The sequence below is a fragment of the Flavobacterium sp. KKT103 genome, assembly GCF_055640565.1.
In genome coordinates this window covers 2,231,485-2,251,906 of record NZ_CM145766.1, presented here as the reverse complement: position 1 = coordinate 2,251,906, position 20,422 = coordinate 2,231,485, and the positions used below count along the sequence as shown (strand labels likewise).

The 20,422-nt window shown below is 34.5% G+C and carries 16 protein-coding genes; 5 read left to right on the top strand and 11 right to left on the bottom strand.

All coding sequences use genetic code 11. The annotated features are described in order from the left end of the window. Positions 1-8: 8 nt before the first annotated feature. The gene (gene purL, locus ACZ2G0_RS09705; RefSeq protein ID WP_470307458.1) at positions 9-3,719 is read left to right on the top strand and encodes a phosphoribosylformylglycinamidine synthase; all 3,711 of its coding nucleotides are present in this window, start codon (positions 9-11) and stop codon (positions 3,717-3,719) included. Between the two features lie 118 nt (positions 3,720-3,837). Then, positions 3,838-4,617, top strand: a complete 780-nt coding sequence (locus tag ACZ2G0_RS09700; protein WP_470307457.1) for a DUF3667 domain-containing protein — start codon at positions 3,838-3,840, stop codon at positions 4,615-4,617. A 208-nt stretch (positions 4,618-4,825) separates the two neighbouring features. Here ACZ2G0_RS09700 and ACZ2G0_RS09695 read toward each other — a convergent pair whose 3' ends face one another. The 3 genes from ACZ2G0_RS09695 to aroC form a co-directional block, all read right to left on the bottom strand. Further along, entirely contained in the window at positions 4,826-5,317 is a 492-nt protein-coding gene (locus ACZ2G0_RS09695) for a DUF4920 domain-containing protein (protein WP_470307456.1), read from the bottom strand. 265 nt (positions 5,318-5,582) lie between these two features. Next, positions 5,583-6,863 carry a dicarboxylate/amino acid:cation symporter gene (locus ACZ2G0_RS09690; protein ID WP_470307455.1) on the bottom strand — a complete coding sequence of 427 codons (1,281 nt, stop codon included), beginning with the start codon at positions 6,861-6,863 and terminating at the stop codon, positions 5,583-5,585. A gap of 88 nt (positions 6,864-6,951) precedes the next feature. Continuing rightward, positions 6,952-8,010 (bottom strand): chorismate synthase, encoded by a 1,059-nt coding sequence (gene aroC / locus ACZ2G0_RS09685; RefSeq protein WP_470307454.1) that lies wholly within the window; start codon positions 8,008-8,010, stop codon positions 6,952-6,954. A gap of 183 nt (positions 8,011-8,193) precedes the next feature. Here aroC and ACZ2G0_RS09680 point away from each other — a divergent pair, with 183 nt between their 5' ends. Then, complete coding sequence (locus ACZ2G0_RS09680; protein WP_470307453.1) at positions 8,194-9,018, top strand: UDP-2,3-diacylglucosamine diphosphatase; 825 nt, start codon at positions 8,194-8,196, stop codon at positions 9,016-9,018. A 117-nt stretch (positions 9,019-9,135) separates the two neighbouring features. After that, on the top strand, positions 9,136-9,639 hold the full coding sequence (locus ACZ2G0_RS09675) for a hypothetical protein (protein ID WP_470307452.1): 504 nt from the start codon (positions 9,136-9,138) through the stop codon (positions 9,637-9,639). Positions 9,640-9,684: 45 nt separating this feature from the next. Here the strand turns inward: ACZ2G0_RS09675 and ACZ2G0_RS09670 are convergent, their stop codons facing one another. From ACZ2G0_RS09670 to ACZ2G0_RS09635, 8 genes are all read right to left on the bottom strand, one after another. Further along, positions 9,685-10,113: a protease complex subunit PrcB family protein gene (locus tag ACZ2G0_RS09670; protein WP_470307451.1), complete on the bottom strand. Its 429-nt coding sequence runs from the start codon at positions 10,111-10,113 to the stop codon at positions 9,685-9,687. A gap of 50 nt (positions 10,114-10,163) precedes the next feature. Further along, positions 10,164-11,297: an N-acetyl-alpha-D-glucosaminyl L-malate synthase BshA gene (gene bshA / locus ACZ2G0_RS09665; protein WP_470307450.1), complete on the bottom strand. Its 1,134-nt coding sequence runs from the start codon at positions 11,295-11,297 to the stop codon at positions 10,164-10,166. A gap of 247 nt (positions 11,298-11,544) precedes the next feature. Continuing rightward, a complete protein-coding gene (locus tag ACZ2G0_RS09660; RefSeq protein WP_470307449.1) occupies positions 11,545-12,027 on the bottom strand; it encodes an ABC transporter ATPase in 483 nt (160 codons plus the stop codon). Positions 12,028-12,110: 83 nt separating this feature from the next. Beyond that, a complete protein-coding gene (locus tag ACZ2G0_RS09655; RefSeq protein WP_300284350.1) occupies positions 12,111-12,902 on the bottom strand; it encodes a (Fe-S)-binding protein in 792 nt (263 codons plus the stop codon). A gap of 65 nt (positions 12,903-12,967) precedes the next feature. After that, positions 12,968-14,305: a 4Fe-4S dicluster domain-containing protein gene (locus tag ACZ2G0_RS09650; protein WP_470307448.1), complete on the bottom strand. Its 1,338-nt coding sequence runs from the start codon at positions 14,303-14,305 to the stop codon at positions 12,968-12,970. Between the two features lie 11 nt (positions 14,306-14,316). Next, positions 14,317-15,276 carry an MlaD family protein gene (locus ACZ2G0_RS09645; protein WP_470307447.1) on the bottom strand — a complete coding sequence of 320 codons (960 nt, stop codon included), beginning with the start codon at positions 15,274-15,276 and terminating at the stop codon, positions 14,317-14,319. A gap of 376 nt (positions 15,277-15,652) precedes the next feature. Then, a complete protein-coding gene (locus ACZ2G0_RS09640) occupies positions 15,653-16,435 on the bottom strand; it encodes an N-acetylmuramoyl-L-alanine amidase family protein (protein WP_470307446.1) in 783 nt (260 codons plus the stop codon). A gap of 62 nt (positions 16,436-16,497) precedes the next feature. Then, complete coding sequence (locus tag ACZ2G0_RS09635; RefSeq protein ID WP_470307445.1) at positions 16,498-17,577, bottom strand: N-acetylmuramoyl-L-alanine amidase; 1,080 nt, start codon at positions 17,575-17,577, stop codon at positions 16,498-16,500. Positions 17,578-17,656: 79 nt separating this feature from the next. On the opposite strand from ACZ2G0_RS09635, the gene ACZ2G0_RS09630 reads away from it, so the two are divergent. Then, the gene (locus ACZ2G0_RS09630; protein WP_470307444.1) at positions 17,657-20,407 is read left to right on the top strand and encodes a putative LPS assembly protein LptD; all 2,751 of its coding nucleotides are present in this window, start codon (positions 17,657-17,659) and stop codon (positions 20,405-20,407) included. Positions 20,408-20,422 lie beyond the last annotated feature (15 nt).

Here is a 20,422-nt window from a genome sequence, read left to right as displayed (position 1 = left end):
ACACAACAATGATCCATTTCTTTGAAAACCAAAGCAAAACTGTTTTTGCCGTACAAATGCAAAACATATCGAGCGCAGGCGAGCTATCGGCTGAAGATATTTCAAAATTAAACTGGCTTTTTGCCGACTCTCATAAACTAGAAAAATCCGTATTGACGGATTTTTTTGTTGGACCTCGTGCCACAATGGTCACTCCTTGGAGCACTAATGCGGTAGAGATTACACAAAATATGGGTATATCAGGCATTATTAGAATCGAAGAATTCCAAACTGTTACTGCTGATTTTAGTGATTTTGATCCCATGCTTTCGCAAAAGTACGAAGGATTAAACCAAGAAATTTTTACGATCCAGATCGCACCAGAAGCAATTTTAAATATAGATGACATTGCAGCTTATAATGCAAAAGAAGGTCTATCGTTGAGTCCCGACGAAGTTGAATACTTAGATAATTTAGCCTTAAAAATTGGTAGAAAATTGACCGATTCAGAAATATTTGGTTTTTCGCAAGCCAACTCTGAGCATTGTCGTCACAAAATTTTCAACGGTAAATTTATCATTGATGGAGAAGAAAAAGAATCTTCTTTGTTTAAAATGATCAAAAAAACATCGCAAGAGAATCCAAATGATATTGTATCGGCCTACAAAGATAATGTCGCTTTTGTAAAAGGACCACGTGTAGAACAATTTGCTCCAAAAACTGCTGACAAACCTGATTTTTATGAGTTAAAAGAATTTGATTCGGTTATTTCCTTAAAAGCAGAAACTCACAATTTCCCGACCACAGTAGAACCTTTTAATGGTGCTGCTACCGGTTCGGGAGGAGAAATTAGAGACCGTTTAGCTGGTGGACAAGGTTCATTACCTCTTGCAGGAACAGCCGTTTACATGACCTCCTACTCTCGATTAGAAGATGCCTCTGACTCGACTGCAAGCAACCGTACTTGGGAAAAAGGAATGGAAGAAAGAAAATGGTTGTACCAAACCCCCATGGATATTTTAATAAAAGCTTCTAACGGAGCTTCTGACTTTGGAAATAAATTTGGACAACCCCTAATTACCGGATCTATATTAACTTTTGAACAAAAAGAAGATATTTCAACAAGCTCAGCACCGGCCAGAAAATTAGGTTTCGACAAAGTAATCATGCAAGCAGGTGGAATTGGTTACGGAAAATTAGATCAAGCTATTAAGCAAACACCACAAACGGGCGACAAAATTGTTATCCTTGGTGGTGAAAATTATAGAATAGGAATGGGCGGAGCTGCAGTATCATCTGCAGATACCGGTGCTTTTAGTTCAGGTATTGAGTTAAACGCAATACAACGTTCGAACCCAGAAATGCAAAAACGCGCTGCCAATGCAATTCGCGGATTAGTAGAAAGTGACTCCAACCCTATCGTATCTATTCACGATCATGGAGCTGGAGGTCATTTAAACTGCTTGTCAGAACTAGTGGAAGATACTGGAGGATTGATTGATTTGGATAAATTACCTGTTGGTGATCCTACACTTTCAGCTAAGGAAATCATTGGTAACGAGTCACAAGAGAGAATGGGATTAGTAATTGCCCAAAAAGATATTGATACCTTACAACGCATAGCGGACAGAGAACGTTCTCCTATGTACCAAGTAGGTGATGTTACAGGTGACCATCGTTTTACTTTTGAATCCAAAACTACTGGAGCAAAGCCTATGGATTTTGCCTTAGAAGATTTCTTTGGGAGTTCTCCAAAAGTAGTCATGCACGACACCACTATCGAAAGAAAGTATAGTGAATTAGAGTATGATAAAAGCAACTTTTACACCTACCTGCAAAATGTTTTACAACTTGAAGCTGTAGCTTCTAAAGATTGGTTAACAAATAAAGTGGACCGATGCGTAGGAGGAAAAGTAGCCAAGCAACAAACAGCTGGACCTTTACAATTGCCATTAAACAATTGTGGAGTTATGGCCTTAGATTACAATGGTAAAGAAGGAGTGGCAACTTCTATAGGCCACTCGCCAATTGCCGCTTTAATCGATCCCATTGCAGGAAGCAGAACCGCAATTGCTGAGGCATTATCAAATATAGTTTGGGCGCCAATTAAAGGTGGATTAGACGGAATCTCTTTGTCAGCGAACTGGATGTGGGCTTGTAAAAATGAAGGTGAAGATGCTCGCTTGTATGCGGCAGTAGAAAGTTGTTCCGACTTTGCAATTGAATTAGGAGTCAATATTCCAACAGGAAAAGACTCTCTTTCAATGAAACAAAAATATCCTAATGAGGAAGTCATTGCTCCAGGTACCGTTATTATTTCAGCAGGTGGAAACTGTATCGATATCCAAAAAGTGGTTGAACCCGTTCTTCAAAGAGACGGTGGATCGATTTATTACATTAATTTATCACAAGATCAGTTTAAATTAGGAGGATCCTCTTTTGCGCAAACTCTAAATAAAATAGGTCAAGAGGCACCAACTATTACAGATGCTGTTTTCTTCAAGAATGCTTTTAATACTATTCAAGAATTAATTTTAGAAGACAACATTCTTGCAGGACATGATATAGGAAGCGGTGGTTTAATCACTACCCTTTTAGAAATGTGTTTTGCTGACACTAATTTAGGAGCAACAATAGATTTATCTGTTTTTGAAGAAAAAGATAGTGTCAAAATTATGTTTTCTGAAAACATTGGACTTGTTTTACAAGCTAAAGATGATGCTATATTAGAAAACAAATTGAATCAGAACAACATTGAATTCTTTAAAATTGGCGTTGCAACAGCAAACAACACTTTGAATCTTGGAACTTGGACTTTAAACATCCCAACATACAGAGACACTTGGTTCAAAACTTCCTTTTTATTAGATCAAAAACAATCTAAAAACGGTACAGCGCAAGCTCGTTTTGACAATTACAAAAACCAACCGCTAACTTATACTTTTCCGGCTCATTTTACTGGAAAAAAACCAGTTATACCTACTGGAATTGCAAGACCAAAAGCTGCAATTATCCGTGAAAAAGGAAGTAATTCTGAGCGTGAGATGGCTAATGCGATGTATCTAGCTGGTTTTGATGTGAAAGATGTGCACATGACCGACTTGATTTCAGGTCGTGAGACGTTAGAAGATATTCAGTTTATTGGAGCTGTTGGAGGTTTCTCTAATTCAGATGTATTAGGTTCTGCTAAAGGTTGGGCAGGCGCTTTTAAATACAATGAAAAAGCAAACACTGCTTTAAAAAACTTCTTTAAAAGAGAAGATACTTTATCTGTGGGTATTTGTAATGGTTGTCAACTGTTTATGGAATTGGAATTAATCAATCCTGAGCACGAAGTACACGGAAAAATGTTGCACAATGACAGTCATAAACACGAAAGCATCTTTACCTCTGTTACCGTAAATGAGAACAAATCGGTAATGTTATCGACTTTAGCAGGTAGCACATTGGGAGTTTGGGTATCGCACGGAGAAGGTAAATTCAACTTGCCTGAAGCCAAAGATAACTACAACATTGTTGGAACGTATGGTTACGACAGCTACCCAGCCAATCCAAACGGATCTGACTACAATACGGCCATGCTTTGCGACACCACAGGTCGCCACTTGGTAATGATGCCACACATTGAGCGTTCAACTTTCCAATGGAACTGGGCAAATTATCCAAAAGATCGAAATGACGAAGTTTCACCATGGCACGAAGCCTTTGTTAATGCTAGAAAATGGATTGAAAATAAATAAAGTTTACTAAATTTCAACTTTGATAGAGCTTTCAAATAGTATAATTGAAAGCTTTATCAATTGAAAACAGTAGACTCTGTCTTTTACCGACTGAATAGAACACTTAACAAATTACCGTATGAATAACAAGCAATGTTTAAACTGTGAACAAAAGGTATCTGGGAATTATTGTGAAAATTGCGGACAAAAAAATGATACACACCCTATTACTTTAAAACACTTTTTGTTTCACGACATTATACACGGTGTATGGCATTTGGAAAAAGGTATTCTCTTAACAATAAAGGAAACTTTCACAAGACCTGGACAAGCAGCATTGGATTACATTAATGGTAAAAGAGTCAAATACTATAATGTTTTTTATCTCATTTTAATGCTGATCGGATTAAATATTCTTACGGTGCATTATTATCATGAAATTAACCACTCAGCAGTAAAGGAAAATATAGGCAATGGTTTAAAATTCATGAATTTTTTATCGGCTAATGTAAAAGTAGTTTTACTAGGGTTCGTTCCGTTAATTGCTATAAATGCAATTCTTATTTTCAGAAGATTGAAACTCAATATAGCTGAACATTTTATAATTGGAGGAATAAATTTATTAGGAATTCTAGTTTTATGCCTCTTCGTAAACTTGTTTTCACTCTTATTCATATTTCAAGGAATAAAAGACTTTGCACAGATTCTTAAATCTATTTGCCTATTCTTGATCTTTTTATTTCCAGCTTGGACTTACTTTAATGCTACAAAAAAAAAGTATTCTATCATGGGTTTTATATGGAGGATTCTCATGTTTTATTCGTTAACTATCATTGAAATTATCATTATAATGTGGTTTATTGTTTATCTAGTAACGGGTCAAACTCAAGCACATTTACCTTTAAATATCAATTTATAATCGTTATTTCTATAGAGCGTCTTGAATTAGGTTAACTTCTCTTTAAACATACTCTACAAGGTTTCAACATGGCATGAAGCATTTGTTAATGCACGATTGTGGATTGAGAAAAAGTAATTTTCTTTTTATAGTATTAGAAAGCGCTCTTGAAAAAGAGCGCTTTTTTTATGTACTTCTTCTGAGATTTCAAGATGTAAAGACTCCTGATTTATTTTCCAATTAAAACGCCATCAGCCATTAGCGAATACTTTGTTTTTGGTGCAGTTATACTATCAATTGCAGCTTGTGATTTACCACCATCCTTAGCATAATGTTTTAAATCGGCAACAGATTCAACACTTATGTATGCTTTACCACTAATGATTACATCTTCGTTTTTAGAATCTGTAGGAACGAAAAAAGCATAATCTTTAAATTTTACAAATACTTCCTTCTCTTCTGGTAAATCTAAGTTCATCCAGCATCCCTTTTCTTTACAAACTGCTTTAATTTTTGACTTAAACTTAACAGCTACAGTATCACCTTGTGACAACTTCGCATAAGTAGCTAGAATTTCTTGTTCAGAAAGCGCTTTATCTACAGAAATGCTATCACCAAAGCTAGCATAAGCTAGATCCGACTTCATTTCTGACTGTTTTTCTTCCTTTTTACAACTAGCTAAAGCTAGGATAGAGCATGCTATTACAATGGTTTTCTTCATAATTAAATATTTTAGTTGGAATAATATTGATCCAAAAGTAGGCATAAATTTAAAATATAGCTAAAAAATAAAAGCATGAATTTAGAATCTACGCTTCCGTTTCGACGGTAATTTTATTTGTGTTTTCCAACTATTTACAAAATGGAATTAACTTTGTGAACCTAGTACATAACTAAAAAACTCCACTTCCTCCTATTTTAAAAAGTCAAAAAAAAACCTCTTTTAAAAAATTAAAAGAGGTTTCTATGTATTTTAAAAGGCTTAATTATTCAGCAGTTCCAATTTCTAGATCACTATCACCTTCCCATTGTCCTACTACAGATGTAGCTAGTGCATTCCCTAAAACATTAGTTGCGCTTCTAAACATATCACAAAAGTGGTCAATTGGTAATATTAATGCAATACCTTCGATTGGAATATCAAACATACCACAAGTAGCAGCAACAACCACTAAACTTGCTCTTGGAACACCTGCAATTCCTTTACTAGTTAGCATTAAAACAAGTAACATCGTTAATTGTGTTCCCAAATCTAATTCGATACCATAGGCTTGAGCAATAAAAATACTAGCAAAAGTCATGTACATCATACTTCCATCCAAGTTAAAAGAATATCCTAGCGGTAACATGAACGAAACGATTTTATCTTTTACCCCAAAGCGCTCTAACTCCTCCGTTAATTTTGGAAAAACTGCCTCACTACTTGTGGTACCAAAAGCAATAATTAAAGGACTAACGATACGTTTCAATAAAACAGTCATTCTGCTTTTTAAGAATAAGTATCCAACTGCAATTAAAAACACCCATAATGTTGAAATTCCGACTAAAAAAGAACCAAAGAATTTAAAGTAGGTAATTGCTAATTCTTGGAAATCCCTAACAGCAAATACACCTGCAATTGCTCCAAAAACTCCAATTGGTGCAAAATTCATTACATAATTTACCATTTTTAGGATAATATGCGATGATTTATCTAATGCGTTAATTACTGGTTTAACGTGATCTCCAATTGAAGCAGCTGCCAATCCAAAAAAGATAGAGAATACTACAATTTGTAGAATCTCATTAGTAGACATGGCTTCAAAGATACTTTTGGGAACAATATGCTCTATGAAATTATTGAAGTTAATGTTTTGCGTTTTATCAGTCACTTCTGCAACCGAATTAGCATCAACATTTGATAAATTTAAACCTACTCCAGGCTCTAAAATATTAACATAAAATAATCCGATTAATAGTGAGATCAATGACGCAGTAAAGAACCATCCCAAAGCTTTTCCTCCAATACGACCAACTGCACTTACATTTCCAAGTTTAGCGATTCCTACTACCAAAGTTGTGAAAACTAAGGGAGAAATAATCATTTGAACTAAACGGATAAAAACAGTTGCTAAAATTTTAATTTTTGAGCTAAACTCCAATGCAGCTTCTTCTGATATTGTATTGTGAAGTACAATACCAAGTCCAGCTCCTAGTATCATCGCAATTAGGATTTGCGTTGTCAAATTGGATAAAATTGACGGTTTTTTTGTTTCTGTAGAATTCATTTACTTTTAATTAATTAGGTGGAAATACTCCAAAATTACTGTTTTGCCAATATTTTATAAGAATATGACTTTACCCTTAGGTTGTATTTTAATATGTTTTATTGATCAAATAAAAATCAGCTAAGACTATAGCTGCCATCGCTTCTACGATAGGCACTGCTCTTGGAACAACACAAGGGTCATGACGACCTTTGCCTGTCATCTCAGTAATATTTCCTTGATTATCTAAAGACTCTTGCTTTTGCATGATAGTGGCCACTGGCTTGAATGCTACATTAAAATAAATGTCCATACCATTGCTTATACCTCCCTGAATACCTCCTGACAAATTAGTTCGAGTAGATCCATCTGAATTGTAAAGATCATTATGTTGACTTCCTTTCATTTTACACCCCTCAAAACCACTGCCGTATTCAAATCCTTTTACCGCATTTATGGATAGCATGGCTTTTCCTAATTCAGCATGTAGTTTATCAAAAACAGGTTCCCCTAGTCCTACAGGTACATTTTGAATAACGCATGTTACCATACCTCCTACTGTATCTCCTTGTTTTCTAATTTCGCGAATATAATCTTCCATCTTAGCTGCCATTTCAAGATCAGGACAACGTACAGGATTACTTTCGATTAAACTAAAATCAAGCTCATGGTAGGACTTATCTAAAGCCAAATCTCCAACAGCAGAGACAAAGGCATGAATTTTTATTTCAGGCAGCATTTGCTTCGCTATAGCTCCCGCTACTACACGGCTAGCAGTTTCACGAGCTGAGCTACGACCACCACCGCGATAATCTCTAAACCCATACTTTTGATCATAAACATAATCAGCGTGACTGGGTCTGTAATTATCTTTGATGTGTGAATAATCATCTGACTTTTGATTGGTATTCGGAATGATGAAGCCAATTGGGGTTCCCGTGGTTTTACCTTCGAAGATTCCTGATAAAAACTGGACTGCATCCGGTTCTTTACGTTGCGTAACTATCGCTGATTGTCCTGGTTTCCTTCTAGACATTTCCAATTCTATGGCTTCTAAATCAAGTACTATTCCCGAAGGGCAACCATCTATTATTCCGCCTAATGCTTCGCCATGAGATTCACCAAAAGTGGTTATTTTATATAATGTTCCGTAGCTATTTCCCGCCATTATTTTCTGTTTTGAACAAATGTACTATTTTAGTTGAAAGTTAAAAAACTTATGGTTTAGAAGTTTGAAAAACCAATAGCAAATTAGGATAAAAAAGAGTCTTTTTATACTTTTTCTTAACTTTTAAAAGTATTTCAGTTAACAATAGTGGTTTTAATTTGTAAAACTTCAAATTAAATCAAATTGAAAAAAAGAAAAGTAGAACTAGTAGTGCTATCCGATGTGCATTTAGGAACCTATGGTAGTCATGCAGAAGAGCTTCATAATTATCTTTCTTCTATAAAACCTAAAGTTTTAGTACTGAATGGCGATATTATTGATATTTGGCAATTTAGAAAATCATATTTCCCAAAAAGCCACTTAAAAGTGATTCAGAAAATTATTAGTATGGCCTCCAAAGGTACCACCGTACATTATATAACTGGCAATCACGATGAGATGCTGCGAAAATTTTCAGATACTTTCATGGGGAACTTCTCAATAATTGATAAACTCGTATTGGAAATAGATGACAAGAAGGCTTGGATTTTTCATGGTGATGTATTTGATGCTAGCGTTAATCATGCTAAATGGATCGCCAAACTAGGAGGAAAAGGATATGACTACCTTATCTTATGCAATCGATTTGTAAATTGGTGTCTCAAAAAAATTGGAAAAGAACCTTACTCCTTTTCGAAAAAGATAAAGGCGAGTGTTAAAAAAGCAGTAAAACACATTTCAGATTTTGAGCAGACAGCTACTGACCTTGCTATTGAAAATAAATATGATTTCGTCATATGCGGTCATATTCATGAACCAAAAATCATTAAGAGAGAAAACAAGGAAGGTAGCACAACCTATCTAAACTCCGGAGATTGGGTAGAAAATCTTACTGCTCTTGAATACAATAAAAAAAGATGGAAACTATATAAGTACGAAGAATCAAATTTCAATGATGATGAAAACCTATTTGAAATGGAGGATCAAATAGGCAAACACCTCCTTACCAACATGATATTAAAAACATAATTTGCAGTCAGATATTATAAAAAACACCAAACATGGAAATTGTATAACATTTCAAAATAATCTCATAATCGTTAAGCATTACTTTGACTGTATCTTTGCTAAAACAAAAATCAAATTATGAAAAAGATTATTTTATCAGCTGTTATGCTACTAGGTTTAGCATTTAGCTCACAAGCTCAAACTATATCTAAAAATGCACTAGGACTACGTTTAGGAGACAGTGGTGGATTTGGCTCAGAGATCACTTACCAAAGAGGTTTAGGAGACAACAACCGTCTTGAACTTGACTTAGGTTGGAGAAACAGAAAAAACTTCAACAACAACGGTTACGATGACAATGCGATTAAATTAGCAGCTTTGTACCAATGGGTTTGGAACATAGATGGTGGCTTTAACTGGTACGCTGGAGTTGGTGGTGGATTAGGGAGTTATAACTACACAGCCGGTAACACACGTTACAATGACAACTTTGCTTTTGCCGCAGGAGATATTGGTATCGAATACAACTTTGATATTCCATTGTTAATCTCTTTAGATTTCAGACCTGAATTTGGAGGTAACGGATACTACAAAAACAACTACGGTTCAGATATTGCATTGGGAGTTAAATTCCAATTCTAATCAGAATCAATCTTATAAAAATGCCACTAGAAATAGTGGCATTTTTTATTCTATAATAATTTCTTTCTTAGAATTTACTTTCACAACGCAAAAAGGATAGGTGATTACTTGAGCTACCATGGCTCCAGTCGCAGGCACATTCTCTTTTACGGTGATAATAATATTCTTTTCAGTTTCTTCAACAGACTCAACTCCTATTGAATATCCAGCTGTAGCTTTTTCTCCCATATTAAGGATCACAAAATTGGACTTTTGAACATCCTGCAAACTAATTTTCTTGGCTAAACTAGGATCATTCTGGAGCATTTTAATTTCTCTGGGCTCCGATAAGATTTCAAAAAAACGAATATTCCCCCCACCATCTGATTTTTGCGTAAGTATTTCATATAGTTTGTTGCTTTCAGCCACGGGGATAGTAGCAACACCGCATGAAAAAAGAACTAAAAGGAAAGGAATGACAAAATATTTTTTCATTAGTATACTTTTATGCTACAATTTAAATCATAGGTAGTAAAAACAGCAACTTATCCGTGCTTCTTGATGGCTTTTTTATACAAATCAACATAAAGAGGTAAAATATTTTTAATATCAAACTTTTTAGCGACCGTCAATGCGCGCTCTTTAAACTGGCTAAGTACCTCGTCTTTTTCTAAAATTTGAATAGCATTAGTAGCCATTTCGTCTATATTTCCAACATCAGATAAATATCCTGAAATACCTTCAAAATTAACTTCCGGTAAACCACCGGAATTACTTGAAATTACTGGTACACCCCAAGCCATTGCTTCAAGAGCTGCTAAACCAAAACTTTCGGTTTCAGACGGAAGCAGAAATAAATCAGTATAACTCAATATTTTATCAATCTCATTACTGTTACCAAAAAAGATTACCTTGTCTAGTATACCTAACTCCTGACATAACATTTCTGCCTTTTCTTTTTCAGGACCATCCCCAACCATCATTAACTTGGCTGGAATTGTTTGCTGAATTTTATGGAATATCTTGATAATATCCGGAATTCTTTTCACTTTTCGGAAGTTACTGATATGTGTTATGATGCGTTCGTCCTTTTTAGCCATTACTGATCGATGGCAAGGAATAGAAGGATCTAATCTGTTTTTATCTAATTCGATAAAATTAGGAATAACATGAATGTCCTTCTTAATATTAAATAAATTGTAGGTATCATCCTTTAAGCTTTGCGAAACCGAGGTGACAATATCTGATTTATTGATACTAAAACTAACGGCCGGTTTATAAAAAGGGTGGTTTCCAACCAAAGTAATGTCCGTTCCATGCAATGTTGTTACCATCGGAATTTTTATTCCTTCGCTTTTTAACATTTGCTTAGCCATATAGCCCGCATAAGCATGAGGTATAGCATAATGAACATGTAAAATTTCAATTTTGTATAACTTAACCGTATCAACGAGCTTACTTGACAAGGCTAATTCGTAGGGTTGGTAATGAAATAAAGGATATTCAGGCACATTAACCTCGTGGTAATGAACATTAGCATTTAGCAAAGCCAGACGTACTGGCTGACTGTAAGTTATAAAGTGTACCTCGTGCCCTTGGCGCGCTAATTCTAAACCTAATTCAGTAGCTACGACACCACTTCCTCCAAATGTTGGATAACAAACTATTGCAATTCTCATGTATGTAATTTAATGGAACGAATTTAATAAAAATCAAGCGGACTTCATTTTAAATCGGCAAAGAAAAACCTTTTAAAATGTTAAACTTTGCATTTACTTGAATCAACTTTGTTGCTTTTACTAACGACATACTTTCACAGCAGCAATATTATTAACTAGAAAATCAAGACAGAGTTAACATAGAGCAAAAAAAAACATCTGAAATATATCCAGATGTTTTATATAAACTTAAGTACCTTAGAGTCATTTAAAAAAAGCGACTGTGCCAGCTGTCAATTGCGGGTACTTCCCACGACTCTTTGTATTCTTCTATATTATTTATAAGGTTGTTAAAAACGATAGTATTTTCAGTAACTGCTTTATCCTTCACCATTTTTTTAAAATCAAGTAGTGGTTTGTGAGCAATGTGTTCCCCTAACTTAAAGGTTACATTCATTTTATCTAACAAATCTACAGTATATTTCTTTTCTAAACTTTGAATAAATTCAACTGAAGCATCAATTGAACATCCCGTTGCAGCTTGAACATCTTGGTTCACTGCTAAAATAATAAAACGATTGTATTTTAATTGATAAGATGATTCTAAACTAGTACCGTGTGCAGCCCATCCATCAAGAAAAGAACGCAAGGCTGTCTCTACTTCAGCAAACTCCGCATCAGAAAATTTTCTATTGGATTGATAAATCCAAATTCTAGAATCTTCTGGTAAATCTTCAAATGGTACGTACATGTTTTAATTTTGTTTTTTAATTGAAAGCTTTTTCAACTGCTATGGGAATGAAATTTTCGCATACCAATTTTTTGGAAACTAAATTACAAATCTTGTGCATTAGCAATTAACTCTGCGATATCCATCACTTGAACTTCGCCTTCTTTCTCTTTATTTTTGATTCCGTCTGTCATCATCGTATTGCAAAAAGGGCAACCCGCTGCAATAATATCAGGCTGTACTTCAAGTGCATCCTCAGTTCTCAATACATTTACCTCTTTGTTTCCTGGTTCAGCATCTTTAAACATTTGAGCTCCACCTGCTCCACAACATAAGCCATTTGCCTTAGAACGCTTCATTTCTACAAGTTCCACGTCTAATTTTTCAATTAACTCACGTGGTGCTTCATAAATTTTATTGGCTCTACCTAAATAACACGGATCGTGAAATGTTATTTTCTTTCCTTTAAACTGTCCACCTTCGATTGTTAGTCTACCATCATCTAATAATGATTTTAAAAATTCCGTGTGATGTACCACTTCGTATTGACCACCTAACTCCGGATATTCATTCTTTAAAGTATTGAAGCAATGTGGGCAAGCCGTAACGATTTTTTTAGCTTCATATGCATTTAGCACCTCAATATTCATCATGGCTTGCATTTGAAACAAAAACTCATTCCCGGCTCTTTTAGCTGGATCTCCAGTACAACTTTCCTCAGTACCAAGTACTGCAAAAGGAACATTAGCACGGTTTAGAATACGTACAAATGCTTTAGTTATTTTTTTTGCTCTATCGTCAAAACTACCTGCACAACCTACCCAAAATAATACCTCAGGTTGTTTTCCTTGAGCTAACATCTCTGCCATAGTAGGCACAATTAAATTTTCTGACATTGTTTAATTTTTTATTCGGTTATCGCTTTTCAGCTTATTTCTTTTGAACTTTAACTACTAAAATATTAGTTTTCGTCTTTCCAGTTCAATCTATCTTGTTGGTTGTATTGCCATGGTGCACCATTATTTTCAATGTTAGACATCATAGCATTTAAGGGCATTGGCGCTGCACTTTGCTCCATTACTAGGTAGCGACGCATATCCATAATGATTGATAACGGACTAATATTTACGGGACATTCTTCAACGCAAGCGTTACATGAGGTACATGCCCATAATTCTTCGGTAGTTATATAATCGTTTAATAAGGTTTTATTATCTGGAATAAAAATACCTTTATTAGCATCTATATTTCTACCCACTTCTTCTAAACGATCTCTAGTATCCATCATAATCTTACGTGGAGACAATTTTTTCCCGGTTTGATTAGCAGGACATGACGAAGTACATCTACCGCATTCCGTACACGTATATGCATTAAGTAATTGTACCCAATTCAAATCTTGCACATCACTAGCACCAAACTTAGCTGGCACTTCTCCCTCTGCTGCTGGAGGCGCTGCCGCAAATGGGTCTGCATTAGGATCCATCATCATCTTTACTTCCTTAGTCACCGCTTCTAAATTATCAAACTCCCCTAATGGGTTCAAATCAGCAAAATAGGTATTCGGGAAAGCCAATAAAATGTGTAGGTGTTTTGAAAAATACAAGTAATTCATAAAGATTAAAATCCCAACGATATGCATCCACCAAAAAACCTCGGTCAATAACATTACAAATTCATTCGACATTCCGTTAAAGATCGGCTCAATGAATTGACTTATTGGAAAAGATCCTGCTTGGATAAAATGTGAAAATCCTCCTGGTACATTTTGCAAATGTAAATCAGTAGCATTCATTAGCAAAAATAAAGTCATCAATACAACTTCAAAATAAAGGATATAGTTCGCGTCATTCTTAGGAAACCCTTTTAAATCAGAATGTATAAAACGTTTTAGTCTAATTACATTTCTTCTGATCCAAAATACAGCTACAGCAAAAAGTACCAAAACTGCTAATATTTCAAAAGATGCAATCAAAACGTTATAGGTTGTGCCTAAAAAAGCAAAAACTCTATGCGTACCAAACAATCCATCAATAATGATTTCAAGTAATTCAATATTGATAATTATAAATCCTAAATAAACGATGATGTGCATAATTCCCGCTACTGGGCGTTTCACCATTTTAGACTGCCCCAAAGCAATCATGGCCATGTTTTTCCATCTTTCGCTAGGGTTATCCTTTCTATCTACATCAATTCCAAGATTGATATTTCTAACTATTTTCTTGATATTTATAAAAAAATAACCAAAACCAATTGCTAATACAATGGCAAATAATACATTATCTAAGTAGCTCATAAATGCTAGTTTTATTGTTTTTTAATTGTATCTGAAGGTGGACCAGTATAAGGTTTGTTTTTCTTGCCGAATAAAGAAATATTTACGTATCGCGTTGGATATAGGCGCACATCTTGAAGAAGTAACTCCAATTCCCTTGACGATTTTTCAAGATTGGAATATAATGCATCATCATTAAGTAATTTACCCATACTTCCTTTACCTGATTCTAGGCCTTTCATTATCGCGTTTACTTTTGCTATTGTAGCATTAATATCCCGAACGGTTTTACCTAAATTAGCTTTTTTGATAGAATCCGATATTTGTGCAAAATCTCCTGAAACTTTATTAAAATTAGTGACAACACCTTTAATTTGTGTTTTGTTCTCATCCAGCATCACATTAACAGTAGAGGATGCTTTACGAAATTGAACCATAGTTTGACTTAATTCAGACAAACTAACTTTTAAATCCTCTTGCGTTTTTTTATCCAAAACATTGTTGATTCCCGTCAGTAGCACATCGGCATTTGTCAATATCTTATCCAACTTCGCTTGAATAGGACTCAATTGATTCCCTAATGACTCAACTAAACCAACACGAACATTAGTTACCAATAATTGCCCATCCATTGCTAATTCTTTGTCCTGAAAATTGGGCTCAATGGCAATTTGCTTTCCTCCAATAAAACTTGGCTCATAAATGGTCGCCTTACTTGACCTTGAAATAGGAAAATCAGTTTTAACCTGCATTTCCACCATTAATTTACCGGTACTAGGATTGATCTTAATAACAGTCACTTTACCAATCACTAGACCATTCAAAGTCACTGGCGCAGAATTAGGTAATCCTTCCACAGAATCATATTCAGCGTAGAAAGTCGTGTAGGTACTAAAAAGTTCTCTTCCTTTCAAAAAACTGTAACCCCAAATAAATAATAAAAGGGATGCAATTACTAGAATTGCCGTTTTAATTTCTCTTGATAATTTCAAAATATATTTTTATTTATTGCAAATTTAATAATAAAAAATCAGAACTAAGCCTATTTAATTGCTTCTTAAATACTGATTTTATAGCCATCATTAATTGGTGCCTGATAGGTACTACCCAACCCGATTTATCATACTTCATTTGGTGTGATTTTAGCGCCCTCATAATCAGAAGTTTCATCATCACATAAACAGCATCCTTAACTACTAATTTCCTGCAGCTTTACTATCAAACCAAAATTTTAGTGGTTTACTTTTTATACTTTAAGGCTAAGTCGGAGTTTTTAACTTTATCTAAAGCAGTGGTCTTGGCTCTAAACTATTTCACGAGAGTAATTAAAAATACTTTATCTGTTAAAAGCGCATTTCTAATTTAACCTTATTCGCTTCCATAATATTCGTTTTTATAGCTCAAAATAGCATCTGAAATTGCTTTCGCAATCTCATTCTGACCTTCTTCTGAGTCGAGTATATTTCCTTCGGTATAGTTAGAAATAAAACCCATTTCGATTAAAACCCTTGGCATATACGCTTTGTGAAGTACCATATAAGGAGCTTGCTTTACTCCTCCTCCTCTAATTTTTTTACCAAGTGCTTCAAATTTATCTTCTACCTTACTTGCTAAAGCAATACTGTTTTCCAAATACTCTTCCTGCATCAAAGTCAGGCCTATCATAGTTTCAGGTGCATTGGGATCAAAACCTTCGTACTTGGTTTTATAATCTTTTTCTAAAGTAATTACGGAGTTTTCCTTTTTAGCAGCCTCAAGATTAGATGCTATTTTTGTCATACCCATCACGTAGGTTTCTGTCCCATCAGCGGCCGTGTTTTTATTGGCATTGCAATGAATACTAACAAATATGGAAGCATTAGCTCGATTGGCGATGTTTGCTCTTTCGACTAAATCAATAAAAACGTCGGTTTTACGCGTGTATATGACATCAATTTTCGAATTAGCTTCTAAAATTTTACCCACTTTTAATACCACAGCCAAAGCAATATTTTTTTCAATATGACCATTGTAAGATGCTCCAAAATCGTGTGCACCATGCCCAGCATCAAGTGCCACTTTAAAATTAGTGCCTTGACTATACGAGCTTACACTTGTTAAAAAACAAGTAAAAAGCACTAGTCCGGTTTTATATATTGTATTGTTTTTCAATTTTAAAATGTATTTTATATTTCTTCGATTCAAATTAAAAACCGCTAGAAAATGTGTTATTGTTAGTTTGGCATTACAATAAAAGCATCGACAAAACCAGCATTTTTTGCCTGAGCTTGCAACAATTTAGCTTCTTCAAAATCCGATGTTTGCCCATAAGTATACCTATAAATAGTATGATCATAAGAGCTTTTAACATCCGTCAATCCCTTAAAGTTTCGAGGAATTAAGGGAATATTTTTAGAACTAGCTAAAAGCTGAATTTTATACCCTCCTAAAACAGTTTTAGTATCAGTATTTGCTGAAATTACAACTGGCTTTACCATAGGAACATCCTTAATCTCGACTACCTTATTACTGCCTTTTTTACTACCATAATATTTCTTTTTGTACGCTACGATTGACTTAGCAATTTGTTCTGCCATTTGCTCTTGCCCTTCATCAGAATCAAGGTATTCACCCTCTTCCTTATTTGATAAAAAACCAAGCTCAATTAAAACACTAGGCATGTAAGCTGCATCCAATACCCATAGAGGCTGCTGTTTGATACCTCTTGAATTCCTTTTCAAGGTATGTGTAAAATTATTTTGAATTTCGTTAGCCAAAATAATACTGTTATTTAAATTTTCTTCTTGCAAAATTGTTAAACCAATCAACGATTCGGGCTTGTTAGGATCAAAACCTTGATAGGTATCCTTAAAATTATCCTCTAATAATATAACTGAATTCTCCTTTTTAGCAACCTCTAAATTCAAATCACTACGCGAAAGTCCCATCACGAAAGTTTCAGTCCCGTAAGGTTGGTAACTCTTTACTGAATTACAATGAATAGAAACAAATAAATTAGCATTCGCTTTATTGGCTATTTTAGGTCTGTTAGCTAGTTCAATAAAAACATCGGTAGTGCGCGTATAGATTACCTTAAAATTGGGGATTTTTTCCAAATACTCACCTACTTTTAACGTTGTTTTAAGAGCAATCTCTTTCTCAGTAAAACCATGATAGGAATTTCCGGGATCTTTACCTCCATGACCTGCATCGAGAATTATTGTAAAATTTTGATTTTCCTGAGCGAACACTATAGTTTTGTTGCACAACACCAAAATGGTTAGTAAAAAAAAACTATGATATTTGATTTTCATCTTAAAGAGTTAATTTTAATAGAAGGTTAGTACTTAATTTTTTTATTTGACTATTTTTGCCACAAAATAATCTGTAAGTTTGACACTTCAAAAAACAAGCCATAATTTTACAAAAATAGTATTTAAACCTTTGCAGACAAACTTATTTAATATCGTTTTGTTATCATTTTTCCTAATAATAGGTTGTGGTACATTGCACGCGCAAGAATTAGGGTCCCAAAAAAAACCGCAAACAACTATAAAACAAGTTGATGCAGTTAAAGCAACTACAAAGTCAAAAGATACGATCGCAACTAAGCCCCTTCAAGCAACAGACACGATTATAAAAATCAAAAAAAGCCCTAAAAAGGCAATTTTAGATGGAAAAGTGCGATACAAAGCAGAGCAATATGCTAAAATAGATCAAAAAAATAAATTGATTACCTTATACGACAAAGCCGAACTTTATTATCAAGACATCGAACTCAAAGCTGGAAAGATTGTTTTGGACTACGAAAAGAATGAAGTTTATGCAGGTCGCATGAAAGATTCGACTGGTAAATATTCTCAATATCCCAATTTTAAACAAGGCACCAATATTGTAGAACCAGATTCCATTAGGTTTAACTTCAAGACCAAAAAAGCGCTAATTTACAATTCCCGCTCAGACCAAGGTGAATTTAAAATTAAAGCAGCGATAACGAAAAAAGAAAACGATTCGGTTTACTTTTTAAAAGGCGCACGTTTTACCACCTCAGCAAATATTGAAGATCCAGAATATTATTTCCAAACTAATAAAGTAAAATTTATCCCTGGAAAAAAAGTAGTTACTGGATTGACAAACATGGTAATCGCCAATGTACCTACTCCTATTGCTTTACCTTTTGCTTATTTCCCAATGAGTAAAGAGACAAGTATCTCTGGTATCATACTTCCTAGCTATAACGATTCCAATGCTAGAGGCTTTTCATTGCAAAATGGAGGATACTATTTTGCTTTAAATGACCATTATGATTTAACCGTATCTGGAGATTATTATACTAATGGAAGCTACGGTATGCGTTTTGAATCCTCGTATGCTAAAAAGTATAGCTTTTCAGGAAATGTTAATTTTAGATTCGAAAATTTAATTACAAGCGAACGCGGTTTTCCAGACTATTCAAAACAGAAAATTTATAATATTCAATGGTCTCACTCTCGTGATGCCAAAGCAAACCCTAATTCCACTTTCTCAGCATCGGTGAATTTAGGAAGTAGCAAATACTTTAAAACATCCATTAATTTAGCTAATATAGGATCCAATTTAAATAACACTTTAAGTTCCTCTATATCCTATGCTAAAACGTTTAACACCATACCTCAGTTAAGAATGTCGCTAACAGCTACGCATTCACAAAACACACAAACGGAGGTAATCAATATGACGTTGCCTACTCTTCAATTAAGTGTGGACCGAGTTTATCCCTTTGTTGGAAAGGATGGCGTGAAAAAAGGATTTATAAAAAATATAAACCTCCAATACAACTTAAATGGGCGTAACGAAATAGTAACAAATGATTCCCTATTTTTCAAACCTCAAATGTTTAAAGATGCTAGAATTGGGATGCAGCACAGCATACCAATAAGCACTAATTTTAAGTTATTCAAATATTTTAGTGCCTCTACTACTGCCAATTACAACGAAGTTTGGACCGCTAAAACTTTGCAAAGAGGCTATAATACTGATAAAAATATTGTAGAAGATAAGGTAATCAACGGTTTTGATGCCTATAGAACGTATTCATTCTCGTCTAGTTTAGGGACCACGGTTTACGGTACTTTTAACTTTGGCGATGATAAAAAAATACAATCGATTAGACACGTCATGCGTCCTAATTTATCTTATTCCTATACACCTAGTTTTGAAAAGTATTACGACACCTATGCTTCTGATGCTACAGGAACCATTTTTAAACAATACAGTAGATTTGAAAACGGGCTATTTGGTGCTCCAGGTTTAACTAATTCCAATATCTTAGGATTTGATTTAAGTAATACTTTTGAAGCTAAAGTGAGAGACTCAGATAGTACAAAGGTAGCGCCTAAGAAAATTATGTTAATAAACAATCTAAATCTGTCGACCAGTTATAACCTGAATGCTGATGGTGTAAACAGCTTAGCATTTGCACCTCTTCAAGTTAGTGGTGGAACACAATTGTTTCAAAATAAGATGACTGTGAACTTTGGAACTACCTTAGATCCCTATGCAATTGACAATAGCGGTAATAAAATTAATGTTTTTAACATCAATAACGGTGGAAGCCTTTTTAGAATGACAAGTGCTAATATATTTTTAAACTATTCCATATCCAGTTCTTCAAACGATAAAAAATCGAAGGATAAAAATTCGCAAACCACCAGAAATGGAGGTCGTGAAGATGATTTATTTGGAAGTAATACGAATTTAAATGACAATCGAAGAAGTCAATTTGATGGTAGTGAAGAAAAGGGCACAGATGTGATTTCAGAATTTTTCCATTCTAAATTACCTTGGGATATGACATTTGCTTATTCCTTAACCTACGGAAACAACAATCGTCAAAAACAAATCACCGGAAACTCCATTATGATTTCTGCCAATGCTGATTTAACACCAAAATGGAAAGCTGGAATCTCTACCGGATATGATTTTGTTCAAAACGGAGTTACGTTTACACAACTGCGCTTTGAGCGTGATTTACTGAGCTGGAGAATGGATTTCAACTGGACACCTTTTGGAACTAATGCAAACTGGGGATTCTTTATCGGAATTAAATCAGGTGTCTTGAGTGATCTTAAATTTGATAAAAGAAGTCTAAATACAAACCGATAAGACGATTCATTACAA